The 19,383-nt window shown below is 62.9% G+C and carries 21 protein-coding genes and 1 pseudogene; 15 read left to right on the forward strand and 7 right to left on the reverse strand.

Annotated features, from left to right (window positions below):
• Positions 1-38: 38 nt before the first annotated feature.
• The 3 genes and pseudogenes from X727_RS161990 to X727_RS161985 all read left to right on the forward strand — a co-directional run bounded on the left by X727_RS161990 (position 39) and on the right by X727_RS161985 (position 3,416).
• Entirely contained in the window at positions 39-1,808 is a 1,770-nt protein-coding gene (locus X727_RS161990) for a hypothetical protein (protein WP_023833536.1), read from the forward strand.
• A gap of 103 nt (positions 1,809-1,911) precedes the next feature.
• A pseudogene (locus X727_RS01000000164360) lies at positions 1,912-2,714 on the forward strand (alpha/beta fold hydrolase).
• 84 nt (positions 2,715-2,798) lie between these two features.
• A complete protein-coding gene (locus X727_RS161985; RefSeq protein WP_023686189.1) occupies positions 2,799-3,416 on the forward strand; it encodes a hypothetical protein in 618 nt (205 codons plus the stop codon).
• Here the strand turns inward: X727_RS161985 and X727_RS161980 are convergent, their stop codons facing one another.
• A complete protein-coding gene (locus X727_RS161980; RefSeq protein WP_023695843.1) occupies positions 3,417-4,343 on the reverse strand; it encodes a metallophosphoesterase in 927 nt (308 codons plus the stop codon).
• 71 nt (positions 4,344-4,414) lie between these two features.
• Between X727_RS161980 and X727_RS161975 the strand changes: the two genes are divergently transcribed.
• Entirely contained in the window at positions 4,415-4,915 is a 501-nt protein-coding gene (locus tag X727_RS161975; RefSeq protein ID WP_031195895.1) for an NUDIX domain-containing protein, read from the forward strand.
• A 16-nt stretch (positions 4,916-4,931) separates the two neighbouring features.
• Here the strand turns inward: X727_RS161975 and X727_RS161970 are convergent, their stop codons facing one another.
• Positions 4,932-5,918 carry a glutathione S-transferase family protein gene (locus tag X727_RS161970; protein ID WP_023705949.1) on the reverse strand — a complete coding sequence of 329 codons (987 nt, stop codon included), beginning with the start codon at positions 5,916-5,918 and terminating at the stop codon, positions 4,932-4,934.
• Positions 5,919-6,189: 271 nt separating this feature from the next.
• On the opposite strand from X727_RS161970, the gene X727_RS161965 reads away from it, so the two are divergent.
• The 6 genes from X727_RS161965 (at position 6,190) to X727_RS161940 (ending at position 10,931) form a co-directional block, all read left to right on the forward strand.
• Positions 6,190-6,726 (forward strand): N-acetyltransferase, encoded by a 537-nt coding sequence (locus tag X727_RS161965; RefSeq protein ID WP_023669955.1) that lies wholly within the window; start codon positions 6,190-6,192, stop codon positions 6,724-6,726.
• Positions 6,727-6,832: 106 nt separating this feature from the next.
• Positions 6,833-7,594, forward strand: coding sequence for a 3-hydroxyacyl-CoA dehydrogenase (locus X727_RS161960; protein ID WP_023833537.1), 762 nt, complete (start codon positions 6,833-6,835; stop codon positions 7,592-7,594).
• A gap of 6 nt (positions 7,595-7,600) precedes the next feature.
• Positions 7,601-8,767 (forward strand): CaiB/BaiF CoA-transferase family protein, encoded by a 1,167-nt coding sequence (locus tag X727_RS161955; protein WP_023705951.1) that lies wholly within the window; start codon positions 7,601-7,603, stop codon positions 8,765-8,767.
• Between the two features lie 35 nt (positions 8,768-8,802).
• Entirely contained in the window at positions 8,803-9,573 is a 771-nt protein-coding gene (locus tag X727_RS161950; protein WP_023705952.1) for a HugZ family protein, read from the forward strand.
• A 153-nt stretch (positions 9,574-9,726) separates the two neighbouring features.
• The gene (locus tag X727_RS161945; RefSeq protein WP_023669951.1) at positions 9,727-10,065 is read left to right on the forward strand and encodes a metalloregulator ArsR/SmtB family transcription factor; all 339 of its coding nucleotides are present in this window, start codon (positions 9,727-9,729) and stop codon (positions 10,063-10,065) included.
• Positions 10,066-10,136: 71 nt separating this feature from the next.
• Complete coding sequence (locus X727_RS161940) at positions 10,137-10,931, forward strand: RNA methyltransferase (RefSeq protein WP_023737770.1); 795 nt, start codon at positions 10,137-10,139, stop codon at positions 10,929-10,931.
• A gap of 38 nt (positions 10,932-10,969) precedes the next feature.
• Here the strand turns inward: X727_RS161940 and X727_RS161935 are convergent, their stop codons facing one another.
• Positions 10,970-12,130 (reverse strand): hypothetical protein, encoded by a 1,161-nt coding sequence (locus X727_RS161935; RefSeq protein WP_023737769.1) that lies wholly within the window; start codon positions 12,128-12,130, stop codon positions 10,970-10,972.
• A gap of 155 nt (positions 12,131-12,285) precedes the next feature.
• Positions 12,286-12,822, reverse strand: coding sequence for an EipA family protein (locus X727_RS161930; protein ID WP_245259859.1), 537 nt, complete (start codon positions 12,820-12,822; stop codon positions 12,286-12,288).
• Positions 12,823-13,212: 390 nt separating this feature from the next.
• On the opposite strand from X727_RS161930, the gene X727_RS161925 reads away from it, so the two are divergent.
• Together X727_RS161925 and X727_RS161920 are read left to right on the forward strand one after the other, a co-directional pair.
• Positions 13,213-13,842, forward strand: coding sequence for a histidine phosphotransferase family protein (locus tag X727_RS161925; protein ID WP_023669947.1), 630 nt, complete (start codon positions 13,213-13,215; stop codon positions 13,840-13,842).
• 243 nt (positions 13,843-14,085) lie between these two features.
• Positions 14,086-14,454: a response regulator gene (locus X727_RS161920; protein ID WP_023669946.1), complete on the forward strand. Its 369-nt coding sequence runs from the start codon at positions 14,086-14,088 to the stop codon at positions 14,452-14,454.
• A gap of 85 nt (positions 14,455-14,539) precedes the next feature.
• Here the strand turns inward: X727_RS161920 and ctrA are convergent, their stop codons facing one another.
• Positions 14,540-15,235, reverse strand: a complete 696-nt coding sequence (gene ctrA / locus X727_RS161915; protein WP_006203583.1) for a cell cycle two-component system response regulator CtrA — start codon at positions 15,233-15,235, stop codon at positions 14,540-14,542.
• A 449-nt stretch (positions 15,236-15,684) separates the two neighbouring features.
• On the opposite strand from ctrA, the gene X727_RS161910 reads away from it, so the two are divergent.
• Positions 15,685-16,062 carry a flagellar export protein FliJ gene (locus tag X727_RS161910; RefSeq protein ID WP_023669945.1) on the forward strand — a complete coding sequence of 126 codons (378 nt, stop codon included), beginning with the start codon at positions 15,685-15,687 and terminating at the stop codon, positions 16,060-16,062.
• A gap of 101 nt (positions 16,063-16,163) precedes the next feature.
• On the opposite strand, the gene X727_RS161905 is transcribed toward X727_RS161910, so the two are convergent.
• A complete protein-coding gene (locus tag X727_RS161905; protein ID WP_023725005.1) occupies positions 16,164-16,565 on the reverse strand; it encodes a helix-turn-helix domain-containing protein in 402 nt (133 codons plus the stop codon).
• Positions 16,566-16,657: 92 nt separating this feature from the next.
• Between X727_RS161905 and X727_RS161900 the strand changes: the two genes are divergently transcribed.
• Positions 16,658-17,587 (forward strand): NADP-dependent oxidoreductase, encoded by a 930-nt coding sequence (locus X727_RS161900; RefSeq protein ID WP_023833538.1) that lies wholly within the window; start codon positions 16,658-16,660, stop codon positions 17,585-17,587.
• A 67-nt stretch (positions 17,588-17,654) separates the two neighbouring features.
• Here the strand turns inward: X727_RS161900 and X727_RS161895 are convergent, their stop codons facing one another.
• The gene (locus tag X727_RS161895; protein ID WP_013529904.1) at positions 17,655-17,930 is read right to left on the reverse strand and encodes a DUF1153 domain-containing protein; all 276 of its coding nucleotides are present in this window, start codon (positions 17,928-17,930) and stop codon (positions 17,655-17,657) included.
• Positions 17,931-18,187: 257 nt separating this feature from the next.
• Between X727_RS161895 and mnmA the strand changes: the two genes are divergently transcribed.
• Positions 18,188-19,378, forward strand: a complete 1,191-nt coding sequence (gene mnmA / locus X727_RS161890; protein ID WP_023683624.1) for a tRNA 2-thiouridine(34) synthase MnmA — start codon at positions 18,188-18,190, stop codon at positions 19,376-19,378.
• Positions 19,379-19,383: the final 5 nt, after the last annotated feature.

The raw sequence follows: 19,383 nt of genomic DNA on the forward strand, positions 1-19,383 counted from the left end.
TGCGCCTCAACCTGTGCCGAGTTCGAGAGGATCGACACTTGCAGCATGCCACGCCTGCCGCCCCCGCAGTGCGCGAGACACTGGAGCGACTGCTCGCCAGCGAAACGTTCGGCCGTTCCGAGCGCGCGCGCAAGTTGCTGCGCTATCTTGTTGAGCGCGAGCAGGCCGGCGAAGCCGACAGGCTCAAGGGTTTCTCCATCGCCATGGACGTCTTCGGCAAGGACGGCGATTTCGATTCGTCGACCGACGCCGTTGTCCGGGTGCAGGCAGGCCGGCTACGCGAACTTCTCCAGCATTATTTCGCCAATGAAGGCATAGCCGAACCGGTTCGCATTGCCATTCCGCGCGGCGGCTACGTGCCGTCCTATGAGCTCAACGCCATACGCCTGCCGGTTGGGCAGGAGCCGCTTGCGGCGGCGGTAGCCGCCTTGCCCGGATCGCCCGACCAGACGGCTCTTGACGCCGTTCCCGCTGGCGCGACGGCCGCGGGGGTTACAGAACCTGGGCCTTCGCTGGCGCGCCATCTCCAGTTCTTCTGGGTCGCCATGACGCTGGTCATCCTCATGCTGGGCGTGCTCATCCTGCGCCAGGGCAGCGGCGCATTGCTTGCCAGCAGTGATCCGACCTCGGTGGTCGAGACCGCTGGCGTAACGAGCAGCATCGCATCGCCGTCGATGGAGGCCCTGCCCCTCGTCTACATCGCCGTGAAGGCCACCGGCCCCGAGGCCGGCCGCGTCGCCGCTTCGCTGCGCGCCGGCCTTGCCGGTTTCGACACCATCGACTTCATCGGCCGCGACGCCGACAGCAAGCGCGACCCAAGCACCGACCCGACCAGCTTCGTTTTCGATGTCCTGCCGGGACCAATGGCAGGTGACGTGACGCTCGAACTGCAGAGCGTGGCGACCGGCCGCGTGCTTTTGTCCCGCAGTCTGACGGCCGCCGACAGCGCACCTGGCACCGTCGAGGATCGTATCGCCGCCATCCTCAGCTCGACCGTTCCCGCCTCCGGCCCGCTCTACAGCTACATCGAACAGAACGGCATTCAGACCGGGCTGACGAGCTGCCTGATCCTCAACGACAGATACTATCTCGACCAGAGCACCAGGACGCACGAGGCCGCCTATCGCTGCCTGGACAACCTCGCCGGCCAGGGTGCGAAATCGTCGTTGGTCTATTCGGAACTGGCCTCCCTGACCCTTGAGGCCGCAACCGATCATTACGCCTATCCGCCTGGCGCGACGGTCGAACAGGCAATGTCTTTCGCCCATCGCGCCATCCAGATGGGACCGACCAGCCCCTATGCGCACCGCGCCTATGGCTACCTCAATTCGCGCCTCGGCAACACCGAGGAATCGATCCGCTGGATGCGCAAGGCCTATGAGCTCAACCCCTACGACCTCGGCATGGCTGCCGCTTACGGCTATGGCCTGATCTTTGCCGGCAAATATGCCGAGGGAACACCCATCCTGACCCATGCCGTCGAGACGTTCAGCGGCCATCCGACATGGTGGGATTTTGGGCTTTTCGCCGGGCAATTCATGCTGGGCGAGATGAACAAGGCCGCGATAGCCAGCGAGTCGCTGCGCACGACGGCGATGAAATCGCATTATCTGGCGGCGCGGCTGATCGGCGCCAAGGCTGCCGGCCGCGAACAGCTGGCAGCCAAGCTTCTGGATGAGCTGACCACCAAATTCCCGAAATTCGCCGCCGATCCGCGCGCGGCCTTCGCCGAGCTCAAATATCCCGCCGATCTGACCGACCGGCTGGTTGAGGCGCTGCGCGCCGCGGGCCTCGGCAACGCCAGCTAGTCTTTCCGGATCGCGAAAACTTTACTGGCCATCGGTCTGGACTGGGAGCAATCCAGCCTCGATTCGAATTTCCTCTCCAGTCTTGCAATAATCGCACATTTTCATGGTCTCATCCCTCTATGTTGCCGAGCGGGGCGCCGGGCCGAAGACGGTCGTCCTGCTGCATGGCTTCGGTGGTTGCCATGATATCTGGCGCGAGGTGACCGCGTCGCTAGGGCCCGATGTCAGGACCTTGGCCTACGATCTTCCGGGACACGGACTGTCTCTCGAATTTCCTGGCAGCGGCCCGGCCAAAACAGCGGCGCGAGCGGTTCTCGCCGATATCGCCGCACGCGGGATAGCAAGGGTGCATGTCGCCGGTCATTCGATGGGCGGCGCGGTCGCCTCCCTGATGGCGCTTGCCGAGCCTGAAAGGATAGGCTCGCTGACGCTTCTGGCGCCGGGCGGTGTTGGCCCCGAGATCAACGGACCGCTGTTGCGCCGCTACGCCGCGGCCGCCGACAGACGGGAAATCCGCGCCTGCCTTGCCGCCATGTCGGGACCGCGAAGCCCGCCGCCCGAACGCATCGTTGGCGTCCTGGCGGACCTACGCCGTCGCCCGGCCAGTTGCGCAAGCTGATTGAGATATCGGCCGTCATGACCAGGAACGAGCGGCAGGGGGTCATACCCCGCGAACAGCTGGACACCCTCGACATGCCGGTGATGGTGGTTTGGGGAACGGACGATCCGGTGCTGCCCTTTACCCAGGCTGATTGTCTGCCGGCGCATTTTCATATTCATCACGTGCTCGATGCCGGCCATATGCTGGTCGAGGAAGTGCCTGATGTGGTCGCCCAGGCCGTGCGCCGAAACATGGCACGCCGCGGCAGGCGCCTGCGTCCGACATTCGAGGCCGCGGCGAGCTAACTTACTTGCGCCCCGCATCTCGCCAGTGCATTTTGCCGCCGCCTGTGTTAACTCGCAATTAACCATATCAGCGAGGCGACGCCGATGAAGGACACTGGCGAAAACATCACCCCCATCGACACCTCCCGCAAACTGTCCGACGCCGTTCGCGATGTGAAAAATGCCTTCGCCGATCGCGACGATGTCGTGGTCGACATGCGCGAGGCGCACCGGATGCGGCTTGATCTGCTCGCGGCCGAGCTCGCCCCGGTCTTTGCCGACGTGCCCGCTGACATGGACAATTTCGACTTCGTCGTCTCCTCCGGCCTGCAGCCCCGCCTGTGGATCGACGCCGTCAGCCATGTCGCCATGGGGCGCGACCGCCGCACCTACCGCTTTCTCAGGGATACCCGCATCGGCCGCGTCGTGCTCGCCGAATCGACCGATATGAAACCGGTCGCCGATCAGGTCACGCGCTATGTGGCGGAGCGTATCGTCGAGCGCCAGCGCATGATGGAGGGCGGTGTCGAGCCGGCCGTCGCCGACCTGAAACGCCCTGCGGTGGTCGAAGCGGAGCCGCCCTTGCAAGCAGCCGCGCCAGGCAAGAGCTGGTCAACCTTCTTTGCAGGCCTGGGCTTCGTCGCCGCCGGCGCGCTTGTTGGCCTGGCGGTGGCGGCCGCGCTGTTTTGGGATCGCCTGATGGCGATGAAGATCAGCTTCTGATCAACGATCTGAAGGCCTCGGTGTCTGCGCGCCGAGTTCAATGACCTGCAGGTCCGATGGCGGCAAGGCCGGCCCGGTCAGGCCGCGCCGCGTCAGGCGAATCAGCCAATTGCCCTTCTCCCCGTCAATATCGAGCAGATTGTACTGTGCCGCCGGGTTCTTGCTGCCTGGCGACTGCCCGGCGGCGGCGACGCCGACGACCGGAATCCTGGCGCCGCGCCCGCCGATGAAGAACAGCGACGGCAGATGCGAATGGCCGTGCAGCACAAGTTCGGCGCCATGCCTATGAACGGTCTTGTGGAAGCGGGAGATGCCGAACAGGCGCTTTTGCTGGGCGACGGCGCCGCGCACCGGCGGATGATGGATCATGATCACCCGCAACAGGCCGCGTTTGTTCGTTGCGTCGAGCACTGTCGCCAGCCTTTGCGCCTGACCTTCGAGGAAGAAGCCGTTGGCCATGAACGGCGCCGTGGCGCGCGCCGTCGAAACGCCGATCAGCGCGACATTGCCGCGTACGCGCAGATAGGGAAAAGCGTTGCGGTCGATCGGCGCAGTCACGCCGTCGCCGCTCATCCACGCCGCCCAGGAGCGGCAGACCTTGTCGAAGGCGCCCGGCACATAGGCGTCGTGGTTGCCCGGCACCACCGAGACATCCTCCGGCGAACCCAGCGTCTCAAGCCAGTGCTTGGCCATCTCGATCTCGCCGTCGAGCGCCAGATTGACCAGATCGCCGGTAACGGTGAGGTGGTCGGGTGTGCTCGCCTTCATGTCGGCGACGATGGTGTCGATGACGGCATCGTGCATATGGCGGCGGCGGTTGCGCTGCCAGTTGACGTAGCCGACGACGCGCTTGGACGCGAGTTCGCGATAGGTTACACCGGGAAGCGGCCCCAGATGGACATCGGAAATATGCGCGAGCCTGAACATCCTTCCTTCATAGGCGACGCGTTCCCCGCTTTCCACTCACTGTTTCCTGCCCATCCACGGTTTCGCTAGTCATGGCTATATCGGACCCGGAGCAGGCGTTTCGCCAGACCGGTTGGGCAGGCCTCAGGGCAAGGCTGTTCCATCTCTATTTCCTGCTGCGGCGGCCGATGACGCTGGGCGTGCGCGGCCTGATCCACGATCGCGCCTCGAACACTGTCTTCCTCATCCGCCACACCTACGTTCCCGGCTGGCAATTGCCGGGCGGGGGCGTCGAAGTCGGCGAGACGCTCGGTGAGGCGCTGGTGCGCGAACTGGCCGAGGAAGGCAACATCGCGCTGACAGCCCAGCCGGTGCTGAAATCGATGCATTTCAACCGCCGCTCCAGCCGCCGCGACCATGTCGGCCTCTATCTCATCGAAACCTTCAACCAGACCGCGCCGAAACTGCCGGACCACGAGATCGCCGAAGCAGGCTTCTTTCCGCTCGACCGCTTGCCGCATGGCACGACGCCGGCGACGCTGCGGCGGCTTGCCGAGGTTTTTGAAGGCCAGCCGGTATCGCCGTACTGGTAGGCTGTCAATCCGATGCTCACGCCGCCTGCCTGAACCGCGCCCGGTCGTGCGGCGCGCCATAGTCGAGCCCAGGCCCGACCGGCACGATGCGCGTCGGGTTGATGCTCTCGTGGCTGCCGTAATAGTGCATTTTGATGTGGTGCAGGTTCACCGTGCCGGCGATACCAGGCACCTGGTAGAGGTCACGCAGATAGTTCGAAAGGTTCGGATAGTCGGCTATACGGCGCAGATTGCATTTGAAATGGCCGAAATAGACCGGGTCGAAACGCACCAGCGTGGTGAACAGCCGCCAATCGGCCTCGGTGACACGCTCGCCAGTGAGATAGCGCTGTTTTGACAGTCGGCCCTCCAGCGTGTCGAGCGCCGCGAACAGCTCGCCGAACGCCTCTTCATAGGCCGCTTGCGTGGTGGCAAAGCCGGCACGGTAGACGCCGTTGTTGACGGCTGGAAAGACCAGCGCATTGACCTTGTCGATCTCGCCGCGCAGGCCTGGCGGATAGGAATCGAGAGCGGCATCGCCCCACTCGTCGAAGGCCGAATTGAGCATGCGGATGATTTCGGCGGATTCATTGGAGACGATGGTCTCTTCCTTCTTGTCCCACAGCACCGGCACCGAAACCCGGCCCGAATAGGCTGGATCGGCCTTGGTGTAGATTTGGTGCAGGAAGTCGAGGCCGTAGAGCGTGTCGCCGGTGGCGCCATCCTCGGCCAAAAACGTCCAGCCCTCAGCACCGAGGAAATGATGCACGACTGAAACCGGGATGATGTCTTCTAGCTTCTTCAGCGCGCGAAAGATCAGCGTGCGGTGCGCCCACGGACAGGCGAGCGAGACATAAAGATGGTAGCGTCCGGGCTCGGCCTTGAAGCCGCGCGTACGACCTTGCGCCGGCGCGCCGTCGCGCGTGATCCAGTCACGCCACTGCGTCTCGGCGCGGATGAACCTGCCGCTGCTATCGACATTGGCCGGACGGCCCTGCCATTTGCCTTCGACCAGCAATCCCATACGAAATCTCCTTGCGTGCCTTGGCCAATGTAGTCGCAAGGCGGCAATGCCGAAGCCGTCATCTGCTGAACAGAGCGTCACTCGTATGAAACGCCGGATGAAAACAGCCGATTGCAGCCGCCGGAAATTGATGCTAGCGGACACTCCGCATGTTCGATCTTGGCTTGATCCGGTTTGACCGACGACGAAAGGGCGCCCGCGCTTAGAAAGCGCTGACTGGCGAACGCTGCCGCTTGCAGCAACCTTTCCTCTTTATCGGACCGCGAAGACCATGAGCCTTGCCGACGTGAAATACCTGCCGGAAACTCCGGCGCATGATCCCGAAATCGAAGCCATCAACGACGAAGCCTTTGGCCCCGGCCGTTTCGTGCTGGCCGCCTACAAGATCCGCGAGACCGGCGGCCACGAGCGCTCGCTGTCCTTTGTCGCCATGGATGGCGACATCGTCATTGCTTCGGTGCGCATGACCCGCATCGCCGCCGGCGCCGGCCGCGCGCTGATGCTCGGGCCGCTTGCCGTGCGGCCCGCCTTCAAAAATCTCGGCATCGGCCGCCGGCTCGTGGCGATCGCGCTGGAGGCGGCCGCCAAGGCCGGCGCGCCGGCGGTGATCCTTGTCGGCGACGAGCCTTATTACGGCCCGCTCGGCTTCAGAAAGATCCCCCGCGGCCAGATCTCCATGCCGCGCCCGGTCGACCTCGACCGGCTGCTGTCGCACGAGATCGTGCCCGGTGCCGTGGCGCGGCTCTCCGGCGAGGTCGGCCATGCCAGCCTTGCCAGGATCGCGGAGCAGGCACCAGTGATGGCCTGAGCTCCAGGATCGGTCACGGCACCGGTCGCGATGGATCCCCATTGGTCAGGTTGCACCATGGCGGCGACCTCCGTAGCATGACCCGGAACAGCACGGAGCATGCAGCATGAACCCGAACGGCCAGATTGCGATCGTAACCGGCGGCGGCTCCGGCCTCGGCGAGGCAACCGCCCGCGCGCTGGCCGACAAGGGCGCGCGCGTCGCCATTTTCGATATCGGCATCGACCGGGCATCGAAGGTGGCGGGCGACATTGGCGGCGCCGCCATCCAGTGCGATGTGAGCAGCGCCGACGGCGGTGCGGCCGCGGTCACCGAGGTGGAAAAGAGACTTGGGCCAGCGCGCATCCTGGTCAATTGCGCGGGCATTGCCATCGGCGTGAAGACGATCGGCAAGGATGGTCCACATCCGCTCGACCAGTACCGCAAGGTGATCGAGATCAATTTGATCGGCACCTTCAACATGATCCGCCTCGTCGCCGACCGTGCCGCCAAACTCGAACCGCTGCAGGGCGGCGAGCGCGGCGTCATCGTCAACACCGCGTCGGTGGCCGCTTATGATGGCCAGATCGGCCAGGCCGCCTATGCCGCATCCAAGGGCGGCGTCGTCGGCATGACGCTGCCGGTTGCCCGCGACCTGGCGCGCTCCGGCATTCGCGTCTGCACCATCGCGCCCGGCATCTTCAAGACGCCAATGATGGCCGGCATGCCGCAGGAGGTGCAGGATTCGCTCGGCGCGGCCGTGCCCTTCCCGTCCCGCCTCGGCGAGCCGTCCGAATATGCCGCGCTCGCCCTGCATATCGTCGAAAACCAGATGCTGAACGGCGAAACCATCCGCCTCGATGGGGCAATCCGCATGGCGCCGAAATAGACGGCCATGGCGGCCGGCGCAGTGAAGACCGGTCCGCTGGCCGGCCTGAAAGTCATCGAGATGGCTGGGCTTGGCCCGGTGCCGCTGGCGGGGCTGATGCTGTCGGACATGGGCGCCGAGGTGCTGCGCATCGAGCGCACCGGTTCGGACCAACCCCTGCTGCCGCTCTCCGATGCGTACAATCTCGACCGTCACGGCCGCTCCATCCTGCGCGTCGACCTCAAGCAGGCAAAAGGCACGGAACTGCTGCTGCACCTTGTCGAAAAGGCCGATCTGTTTGTCGAAGGCTTTCGCCCCGGTGTGATGGAGCGGCTCGGTCTCGGCCCGGATGCTGCATTGGCGCGCAATCCGGCGCTGATTTACGGCCGCATGACCGGCTTCGGCCAGGACGGGCCGCTCGCAGGTCGCGCCGGCCACGACATCACCTACCTCGCCTATTCCGGTGTGTTGCATGCCATCGGCCGGGAGGAAGGCCGGCCGGTGCCGCCGCTGAATCTGATCGCCGACAATGGCGGCGGCGCCATGATGCTGATCGCCGGGGTGCTTGCAGCGCTGTTCGAGCGCTCGCGCTCCGGCAAAGGCCAGGTGATCGACGCGGCGATGGTCGAGGGCGCTTCGATGCTGGCGGCTCCCATACACGCCTTCATGTCGGCAGGTCTGTGGAGTGACCGGCGCGGCGCCAACCTGCTCGATTCCGGTGCGCCCTTCTACGATAGCTATGAGACGGCGGATGCACGCCACGTTGCGGTCGGTTGCCTTGAGCCGCGCTTCTTCGCCGCCTTCGCAAGGCTGCTGCCGCTCGGCGAGGATTTTGTCCGCGGCCAATACGACAAGGCGTTGTGGCCGGACATGCGCGCGGCCATTGCCGACAGGTTCCGGCAGAAGACACGCGACGACTGGGACGCGCTGTTTGCCGCAAGCGACGCCTGCGTGGCGCCGGTTCTGTCGCTGGCCGAAGCCAGGGATCATCCGCACAACCGGGCGCGTCACGCATTTGTGAAAGCCGGTGCGCTCGAGCGCCCCGCGCCCGCGCCACGCTTCTCGGCCTCGCAGCCGGCGCTTGCCGGCATGCCTGAAGATGACGATCAGCTGCCCCAGACTGTGCTGGCGCGCTTCGGCTTTTCGACAGCCGAGATCAAAGCGCTTGTCAAAGCCGGCATGATTGGCCAATAACTGGATTTAGAAAATCAACTTACCTGGTGAGCATTTTGGACCAGCCGAAGAAGGACGTCATACGCGCGACGGACGCCGAGGCGATCAGGCTGGCCGCAACGCTGATCCGCAGCGCCCGGTTCGGCGCCTTCGCGGTGATCGAGCCGTCGACCGGCGCACCGCTGGCCTCCAGGGTCGGAGTCGCCACCGACATCGATGGCACGCCTCTGATCCTTGTCTCGGCGCTGTCAGCCCATACCGGCGCCATCCTTGCCGAGCCGCGCTGCTCGCTGCTTGTCGGCGAACCCGGCAAGGGCGATCCGCTGGCGCATCCCAGGATAACGCTGGTCTGCCGGGCGCAGCCGCTGGAACGCGGGTCGAGCGCGCATGCCCGCGCCGAGCGGCGCTATCTCAACCGCAATCCCAAGGCAAAGCTCTATGCCGGGCTCGGCGATTTCTCGATCTTTCGCCTCGAGCCGGAGCGCGCCAGGCTGAATGGCGGCTTCGGCAAGGCCTACCTGCTCGACCGTGCCGATCTCATCACCGAGGGGTTGATCGTCGACGAGCTGGCCGCCAGCGAACAATCCGCTCTCGACCACATGAATGCCGACCATCTCGACGCCATCGCCGTCTATGCCCATCATTTCGCCAGGGTTGAAGGTGATGGTTGGACCATGACCGGCTTCGATGCCGATGGCATGGACCTGGCATCGGGCGACACCGTTTGCAGGGTCTATTTTCCGCAGCCATTGAAGACCGCGCGCGACCTGCGGCCGGTTCTGGTCGACATGGCCAAAGCCGGTCGTGCGCCAGCTACGCAAGGATAATCGTCATGAATCAAAAGCACGTCTTGAGATTTGGGCGAAATCATCTACGATTCAGGCGACGCTGAATCAGCAGCGTGATCCATAGCTGAATTATAGCAGCCAACGCTATTTGCCCCCATAGCGTTTGGATGAGCAGGAAAACATGGGGCATCGATGGTCTCGACCAAACTAATCGCCAATGCCGAATCGGCGGCGACATTTCTGACCCTTATGGGCAACGAAAAGCGGCTCTTGATCATGAGCTATCTGGCCGACGGTGAAATGTCGGTCGGCGCCATCGCCGAAAAGGTGATGCTCAGCCAGTCCGCTTTGTCGCAACATCTGGCCAAGCTCAGGGCGCTCGATCTTGTCGAGACCCGCCGCGACCGGCAGATGATCTACTATTCCTGCAAGTCCGAAGCGGTGCGCGAACTGTTGCGCATGCTGGACGGCATTTTCGGGATAGGCGACTTGTCCCAGATGGCAACGCGTCTGCGCCGCGCCGGGACTTGACCTGCAGGGCTTGACTGGCGGCTCCGATCGCTCCTTACCTCGCTGACGATTTTTCGCCGGCCGAGGTATTGATGGATCCGATCCAGATCGACGACGCGCGCGATCCGCGGGTCGCCGCCTATCTCGACATCCGCGAGCGCGATCTCACCGGCCGCCATGGCCGGTTCGTTGCCGAAGGCAAGGTGGTGCTGGACGTCCTGCTGTCAGCCGGACGCTTTGCTGCGGAGTCGGTCCTGGTCCTCGAAAACCGGCTGGCCGGGCTCCACGACATCCTGCGCAAGGCCCCTGCCGACCTGCCGGTCTACGTTGCGGCAAGCGCCGTCATGGACAGGATCGCCGGCTTCCACATGCATCGCGGTATATTGGCGATCGGCAGCAAGGGCACGCCACAGCCCGCCGAGGCCTTGCTCGACACCTTGCCTGCCGAAGCGTTGATCGTCGTTCTCATCGGCATCGCCAACCATGACAATATCGGATCGATCTTCCGCAATGCCGCCGCCTTCGGCGCCGATGCCGTCTTCGTCGACGCCACCTGTTGCGACCCACTGTATCGCAAGGCGATCCGCGTCTCCGTCGGCGCCGCGTTGAAGGTGCCCTTTGCGTCCTTCGGCGACACTGAAGCTTTCATCGCGAAGCTCGGCGAGTTGGGCTTCGGCCAGGTCGCTTTGTCGCCGCGTGGTGAGGCTGACATTCGTGATGCCGCGCGACCGAAACGACTGGCGCTCTATCTCGGCACCGAAGGCGAGGGCCTCCCGGAGAGCCTGCTTGCCCGCCTGCGGACGGTGCGGATCGCGATGTCGGAAGGGTTCGACAGCCTGAATGTCGCTGCCGCGTCAGCCATTGCGCTGCACCATTTTTCGCCCTGATAGGCGTAGTCAGGCAATTCCAAGCCGGGGCTTGAAACTCAGCTCGGCAAATCTGCCTTCTGCAACGCCCGCACGCGATCGGCGAGGCTGGTGGTTCCCGACCGCGTTTCCTGCGGCGCCGCCAGCGCCTTGGCGATCGGTGAACCGGGTCCTTCGAGCTTGGCCGTCAAATGGACGACCTCAGCCGCCAGATTGTTCATCTGTTCGCGCAAGGCAGAACCGGCATCATTGCCATTGCCGGGGCCATTCCCGGGCTTCGCGGATCCAGAACCGCCAAGCTCCGCCTTCATCCGCTTGTTTTCGCGGGCCAGCGTCGTCAGCCTGGCTTCGAGCCGCTCTCGGTCGCCTTCGAGCTTGGCGAGCGTCTTGTCGATGTCCTCGTTCCTGGCGCGGGCGCTGTCTTGCGCACCAACTAGGCCAGCAGCCGCGGCGCCTCCCGCAGCCTCGCCCTTCACCCGTTCGCGAAGCCGGGCCAGTTCCTTTTCGCGGCGATCGAGCTTGTCCTCGCGATCGGCAAGCGTGGCGAGCAGACGCTCGAGCTTTCTGTCGAGATCAGCGGTTCTTTTCTTTTCGGCCTTCAAGGCATCGCGCGTGGCCTTGGCCTCGGCGACGACTTCCTGATGGCGCCTGTCGGCCTCCTTGCGCTGGCCGCGCAGCACTGAAATGTCGTTGGCAAGTTTTTCCAGCTCGGATTCGCGAGCCACCAGTTCGATCTGACGATTGCTGGAGGAGAAGGACGCGTCGTCGTACATATGCTCGAGCTTTTCCAGCTCGAGCGCGCGCTTTTCCATCATGCGCTCTGTTTGTGCAAGCCTGTCCGACAGCTGTTGTATCTGCTGCTCGCGATGCAGCAGCAATTCGTTTTTTTCCCCGAGCTCCGAAAGCGCCTGCTTCTTGTCTTTGCGCTCGACCGCCAGGCCCTTCAGCGCCTCGCGGCCGCGATTGATTTCGACGAGTTGCTCATTCGCCTGCTCACGCAGCGTCTTGATGCTGATTTCGAGCCGGCGCGTCGTCATGGCGAACTCGGCCCGCAAGCTGTCCTTGTCGGCCTGGATCTCGGCCAGCGTTCGCGGCACCGACGCCTCGACACGCTTGCGTGTCAGCGCGACCGCCCGCCGCCAGATGGCCGGCGCGACCAGCAGCGCCAGAAAGCCTGCGCACAGAAAGCCGAGGGCGAAGAACAGGATCGACTGAACCAAGGTGACTACCCGTTACGGGCGGGCCGCTATCCGGCAACCGCCAAGTCTGGACTTTGCCATGTTCGCATGACGCAAATCCAGCGCTGCGGCAAGGGTTTGCCGCAGCTGCACCGGGTCAGAATCTGTTGATCGGGTCGAAGTGTGGTCGGAATCGCTCAGAAAGGATTCCAGGTCGGCCTCTGCGTCAGCTTCAGATAGCCGAGATTGACGCCAAGCCGCGCGCCGACGCCGGTGCGGATCGGCACCAGCAGCACCCTGTTGTTCTGCAGCACGTTGAAGCCGACGCCGGCCACGACATAGGCCGAACCGGCAACGCCGCCGAACCGATTGTAGAGATTGCTGACGTCGTCGAGGTTATAGACGAGCATCATCACCCGCGATCCCTCGCCGCCGAAATCCCAGCCGAGCGAAGGCCCTTGCCAGAACACCTTATGGTCGCCGGCATTCTTGGTGTAGAGCGTACCTTCGCCATAGGTAAGGCCGCCGATCAGCGCGCCGGAGCCCTCTTCGCCGAGCAGATAGCCATTGGGCAGGCCGTAGGAGGCAAAAATCTTCTCGACGACGGTGGCGAGACCGCCCGACGTCGCGCCGAAGAACTTGTGACCGGAATCGACGATCTCCTGAGCGGTGTATTCCTGTGCCCGCGACGCAGAGGTTGAGAAAGCGAGAGCGCCCATGAGGGCAATCGCCATGAAGAAGACGCGGACAAACGTCCGGTCGTAGAATCGGGAAACCATGCTTCCAATCTCCGTCAGGGAGCACTTTCGCCGACGCCTCGCACCCCGTCCGGCTCTTTAGGCGGCCGTTAAGGATGACTGTTACGGGCAAACTATGCCGTAATCCTTTTTCAACCATTAACCTCCCACATGAACATGGCGGTTCGAAGGCTGTTTCTGACTGTCTGCGCGGGCTCCCATCCTGTGCAAAGATGCCGTTTTTTCTCACGAGAATTGTGGATTGTTGCTGCACGCTCGGGCGCTGTGTATTCAGAATGCCTGGGGAGAGAGCGTGATTCGGGTGGTGAGCGTGGCAGTCGGTCGCGCGGCCACCAGGATGTGAATTTTAGCAGGGATTTTTCGCCGATGGCTGAGCTTTTCTCTCTCTCCGCACCCGATCTCGCAGCCTTGTTGTGCAGCCGAGTCTGCCACGACATCATTTCGCCGGTCGGCGCCATCAACAACGGCCTTGAACTCCTGGACGAGGGCGGCGCCGACGAAGACGCCATGAAACTGATCCGGCAGAGCGCCAGAAACGCTTCGGCCCGCCTGCAATTCGCTCGCATCGCCTTCGGCGCCGCCGGTTCGGCCGGCATGATGATCGACACCGGCGATGCCGAGTCCGTCGCCATCGCCTTCCTGAAGAACGAGAAGCCGGAATTGATCTGGAACGGGGTTCGCGCCCTGCTGCCCAAGAACAAGGTCAAGTTGCTGCTCAATTTGCTGCTCGTCGCCAATGCTGCCATCCCGCGCGGCGGCAGATTGGTGGTCACGCTGGAAAACCTCGACACCGAGCCGCGCTTTGCGCTTGCCGCAAGCGGCCCGATGCTGCGCGTGCCGCCGAAATTCCTCGAACTCCATTCCGGCAACAAGCCCGAGGAGCCTATCGACGCCCATACCGTCCAGCCCTACTACACGCTGCTGCTGGCGCGTGAGGCCAACATGACGATCTCGATTCACGCGACCGCCGAAGAGATCGTGCTGTCCGCGGCCTGAGCGAAGCCGTTCGGCAGGACGCCGAGCATCAAGAACAATCAAGTATCTTTTCCCGCTGATATTTGCGGCAATTCAGAACAGGCAAGTTTCATCGCCGGCAACGCCCCTGCAGAATGGGGCTGCAAACGACATGTTTGTAAAAACTTTACCTAACGGCTTTTCTGCTTCTTTACCAGATTGGCCTAGTGTGCATCCCGATACCCGGATGCCGCCGGTTCGCACCATGGCAAAGAGGACCCGGAAATGAAGCGCTGCATGTTTGTCGACGATTCGAGCGTCATCAGAAAGGTTGCAAAACGGATTCTTGGCGGCTCCGACATGGTGGTGATCGAAGCGGCAACTGGACTTGATGCTGTCGAGATGTGCGCTGCCGAGATGCCTGATGTGATTGTCGTCGACGGCGCCCTGCCGGACATGCAAGCGGTCGACGTCATTCGCCAGGTTCGCGCCATGGAGAGCACGATCAAACCGCAGATTCTGATCTCACTGGTCGAGGTCGATGTTGCCTCGATCATGAAGGCAAAGCGCGCCGGCGCCCAGGGTTATCTGTTGAAGCCGTTCAACCGGCCGCAACTGCTCGAACGTTTTCGTACCTTGAAGGTTGCCGCCTGACTCGGCACGTCCTCGGCCAAGAAGGACAGCAAAAAACCCGGCCTGAGCCGGGTTTTCTCATTAAATTCAATCGGATGGTGTTCGCTCAGGCGCTGACGCGGATGTCTTCCGGCTCGCGCAGCACATAGCCGCGACCCCAGACCGTCTCGATGTAGTTCTGCCCACCGGATGCTGCGTCGAGCTTCTTGCGCAGCTTGCAAATGAAGACGTCGATGATCTTCAGTTCCGGTTCGTCCATGCCGCCATAAAGGTGGTTGAGGAACATTTCCTTGGTCAGCGTGGTGCCCTTGCGCAGCGAGAGCAACTCCAGCATCTGGTATTCCTTGCCGGTCAGATGCACGCGCTGGCCGCCGACTTCGACGGTCTTGGCGTCGAGATTGACCACCAGGTCGCCGGTGGTGATGACCGACTGGGCATGGCCCTTGGAACGGCGCACGATGGCATGAATGCGGGCGACCAGTTCGTCCTTGTGGAACGGCTTGGTCATATAGTCGTCGGCGCCGAAGCCCAGGCCGCGCACCTTGTCCTCTATACCGGCCATGCCGGACAGGATCAGGATCGGCGTCTTCACCTTGGACAGGCGAAGTGTCCGCAAGACTTCGTAGCCGGACATATCGGGAAGGTTGAGGTCGAGAAGAATGATATCGTAATCATAAAGTTTACCGAGATCGACACCTTCTTCGCCGAGGTCGGTCGTGTAAACATTAAAACTTTCAGATTTGAGCATCAGCTCGATGCTCTGAGCGGTTGCACTGTCGTCTTCTATCAGCAGAACGCGCATTTCATTCCCCTTTTCTGCCGCCGGACCATGTCACGACCCATCCGGGACCGGAGCAGTGATTGCCTGAACAGAGGCTGCCATCGAATGGTTAACAAAACCTAATTCCGCACCAAGGACGGTACCAGATTTTTTAACCCCTTTCTACACCCTCTTGAATCTAATGATGAATCACAGAACCAAATCGCTAATGCTACACATTAATAAGTCGGACTAAGTGACTCAAGGGACTCGCTGGCCGGCTTCCGTATCGGGAGCCGGAATTTTTACCCGGCCTTAAGTCCTCGCCCTTATGATTAACAATGCGCGTAAACGAATGGTTACCGCCGGCAAAAAACTTTAGGGATTTGTTTCCCATAGTTCGGGGAATGCCGGTGGATACGGGCGGCGCCAGGCCCTGGCGGGCGGATTGGACGATATGTGCAGGTGTGCGTTTCCGGGAGTACCGAATCATGAAGTCACGTGAAAACCTCGTTCGGCTGAAGCAATTTCAGGTGAATGAGAAGCGGCGGCAGCTGCTGCAGCTCGACATGATGATCGCCGAGTTCGAGCGCATGGCCGTTGAACTGGAGCTTCAGATCACCGCCGAGGAGAAGAAGGCCGGCATCACCGACATCAATCATTTTGCCTATCCGACCTTCGCCAAGGCGGCGCGTCTGCGCCGTGATAACCTCAGAAACTCTCAAAGCGACCTCGCCCAGCAGCGAAGCGCTGCCGAATCATTACTCGGCGAAGCTGAAGCGGAGCTTTCCAAGGCCGAGATGCTGGAATCGCGCGACACCAAGATCCGCGACGCGGAACTCGGCGGTCGCAGCGCCATGATCGGCTGACGGCAGGGTTTGAGCCCGACCGGCGCCGCCTGACGCCGATCTTCTTGCTCCGGACCAAAAGGCTCCAGCGCTGCTGACTTGGCCGCAAGGCGGCCGCAGCCTCAGGCCCGTGCCAAATCCCCGTCCTGGTTCGCCGCCGCCCTCGCCCGCGCTTGCTTGATGTCAGGCACATGCTCTTCCGACCAGGAGCGTATCTGGGTGAGCAGCCCCGCCAAGTTCTGGCCAAGTTCGGTCAATTCATATTCGACCCGCGGCGGGATCACCGGAAAGATTTCGCGCCGCACCAGCCCGTCGCGCTCGAGGACGCGCAGGGTCTGCGTCAGCATTTTGGGTGTGATGCCGTCGAGCTTACGCGCCAGTTCCCCATTGCGCATCCGGCCACGGCGCAGCGCACAAACCGTCAGATAGACCCATTTGCTGGCCAGCATCTCGAGCACGGCGTGCGAAGGACACGTCCGCTGGAAGGCGTCATAGCCGGAGCCGCAATCATTATCACTATCCATGAGGTGCCTATATATGGAAAAGGTACATACTGGACAAGGGAATGTTACTATCGAAATGATAGTGGCTCAGAAAACCCCAGCAGGAGCCTCCCATGCGTGCCGTTGTCCAGAATTCAGTCGGCGGACCCGACGTCCTCGTCATCGCCGATCGCCCCGCGCCCTCGCCCAAGTCAGGCGAAGTGCTCGTGCGCGTGCATGCCGCCGGCATCAATCCGGTCGATGGCTCGGTGCGCGCCGGTTACTATCCTTTGCTGGGCGAACCGCCCTTCACTTTGGGCTGGGATATTTCAGGCACGGTCGAGGCGGTGGGCCCAGGCGTCGATGGAGGCCTCAAGGTCGGTGACGCCGTGTTCGGCATGCCGCGTTTTCCCAAGCAGGCCGCGGCCTATGCGGAACTCGCTGTCGCCCCGGCCGATGAAATCGCACCGAAACCGCAAGGCATTGACCACAATCATGCCGGCGCGCTGCCGCTGGCCGGTCTGACCGCCTGGCAAGGCCTTGTCCGCCATGGCGGCCTGAAGCGCGGCCAGCGCGTGTTGATCCATGCCGCGGCAGGCGGCGTCGGGCATCTGGCGGTGCAGATCGCCAAGGCGCGCGGCGCTTATGTCATCGCCACCGCCAGCCCGAAGAAACTCGATTTCGCCCGCTCGCTCGGCGCCGATGAAGTGATCGACTACATCAAGGGAGATTTCACCGCCGAGGTCAGCGACGTCGACCTGGTGCTGGAGCCGATGGGCGGCGACCATGCCGACCAATCGCTGACAGTCCTGAAGGACGGTGGCGCCTTGGTGTCGCTGCTCAATGTCCACGACACCACCCGAGCCAAGGCTGCTGCGCGTGGGATCCGCGTCGAGCGCATGTCCGTCGTGCCCGACCGTGAAGGCCTCGTCGAACTTGGCAAACTGGTCGATGCGGGAAAGCTTGCGGTCCATGTGGCAAAGAGCTTTCCGCTCGAACAGGCGAGCGCCGCGCACGCTTTTCTCGCCACCAGGCCGATCGGCAAGGTGGTGCTGACGGTCTGAAGCAGCAGGCATTACCGACAGGCAAAAGGGCGCGGTTACCGCGCCCTTTTCTATTGTGGTCCTGGCTCTAGTGCCGGTATTGCTGGATGCGCGTCGTGCGCAGCCCGGCAAGGCCGTATTCGTCGATCGACGCTTGCCAGGACAGGAATTCCTCGGTGGTCAGCTTGTAGCGCTGGCATGCCTCGTCGAGGCTCAAAAGCCCGCCGCGCACCGCAGCAACCACTTCCGCCTTGCGCCGGATAACCCAGCGACGTGTATTCGTCGGCGGAAGATCGGCAATCGTAAGAGGGCTGCCGTCAGGCCCAATAACATATTTGACTCGCGGTCTAACAAGATCGGTCATCGTACTCTCTACTAAAAACTCAAAGACCCAATCCCCACCACATTACCGCCACAGCTTTAAAAATTGCCTAAGCGAACCCTAATGAGTAGGTAAGGATCATGAACGCCGCGTTAGTCTTTTCGTCGGCATTTGAGGCAACGGCGGGCAGGCGCGCAATTTTCCCGCAAAATCGGCACCGCCGCAAAGCTGGCGCCGCTGGTGTGGTTGACCTATATTCGCGCCACTGCCATTGAAGCGCCGCGCAGAACGAAAGAACCATGAACAGCCTCGACCTTCCCGCCAGCCCGCAAAACACCCGCATCGTCGTCGCCATGTCGGGCGGTGTGGATTCGTCTGTCGTTGCCGGCCTTTTGAAGCGCGAAGGCTATGATGTCGTCGGCGTCACGCTGCAGCTCTACGACCATGGCGCCGCAACGCACCGGGCCGGGTCGTGCTGCGCCGGCCAGGACATTGACGATGCCCGCCGCGTTTCCGAGACACTGGGCATTCCGCATTACGTGCTCGACTATGAGGAGCGCTTCCGTAAGGCGGTCATCGACCCGTTTGCCGAAAGCTACGTCGCCGGCGAAACGCCCATTCCGTGCGTCTCTTGCAATCAGACGGTGAAGTTCGCCGACCTTTTGGCCACCGCCAAGGACCTTGGCGCCGATGCGCTCGCCACCGGCCACTATATCCGCTCCGGGGCCAATGGCGCCCACCGCGCGCTATTCCGGCCCGTCGATGCCGACCGCGACCAGAGCTATTTCCTGTTTGCCACCACGCAGGCGCAGATCGACTATCTGCGCTTTCCGCTGGGTGGGCTGTCCAAGCCTGCGGTGCGGGCCATCGCCGAAGAAATGGGGCTGACCGTTGCCGCCAAGCAGGACAGTCAGGACATCTGCTTCGTGCCGCAGGGCAAATATTCCGACATCATCGCCAAGCTGAAGCCAGCTGCCGCCAACCCAGGCGACATCGTCCATATCGACGGCCGCGTGCTCGGTCGCCATGACGGCATCCTGCGCTATACGATCGGCCAGCGCCGCGGCATCGGCATCGCCTCGGGCGAGCCGCTTTACGTCGTCCATCTCGACGCCGACCGGGCCCGTGTCATCGTCGGCCCGCGCGAGGCGCTGGAGACCCACAAGATCTATCTGCGCAACATGAACTGGCTGGGCGATCGCGCGCTGTCCGACATTCCGGCCGCCGGCATGGAGCTGTTCGCCAAGGTCCGCTCGACGCGGCCGCCGCGCCCGGCCGTGCTGCATCACCGCGCCGGCAGCACCTTTGTCGAACTGGTCGACGGCGAGTCCGGCATCGCGCCGGGACAGGCCTGCGTGCTCTATTCCGACGACGGCAACGAAGCCCGCGTTTTCGGCGGCGGCTTCATCGAGCGCTCCGAGCGCGGCGCCGAGGCCGAAGCCATGCTCAGCCGGCTCGCAGCCAGGCCGGCGCAGATTCCCGCAGAGTAAACACT

This window comes from Mesorhizobium sp. L103C105A0, from assembly GCF_000502215.1.
Classification (GTDB): Bacteria; Pseudomonadota; Alphaproteobacteria; order Rhizobiales; family Rhizobiaceae; genus Mesorhizobium.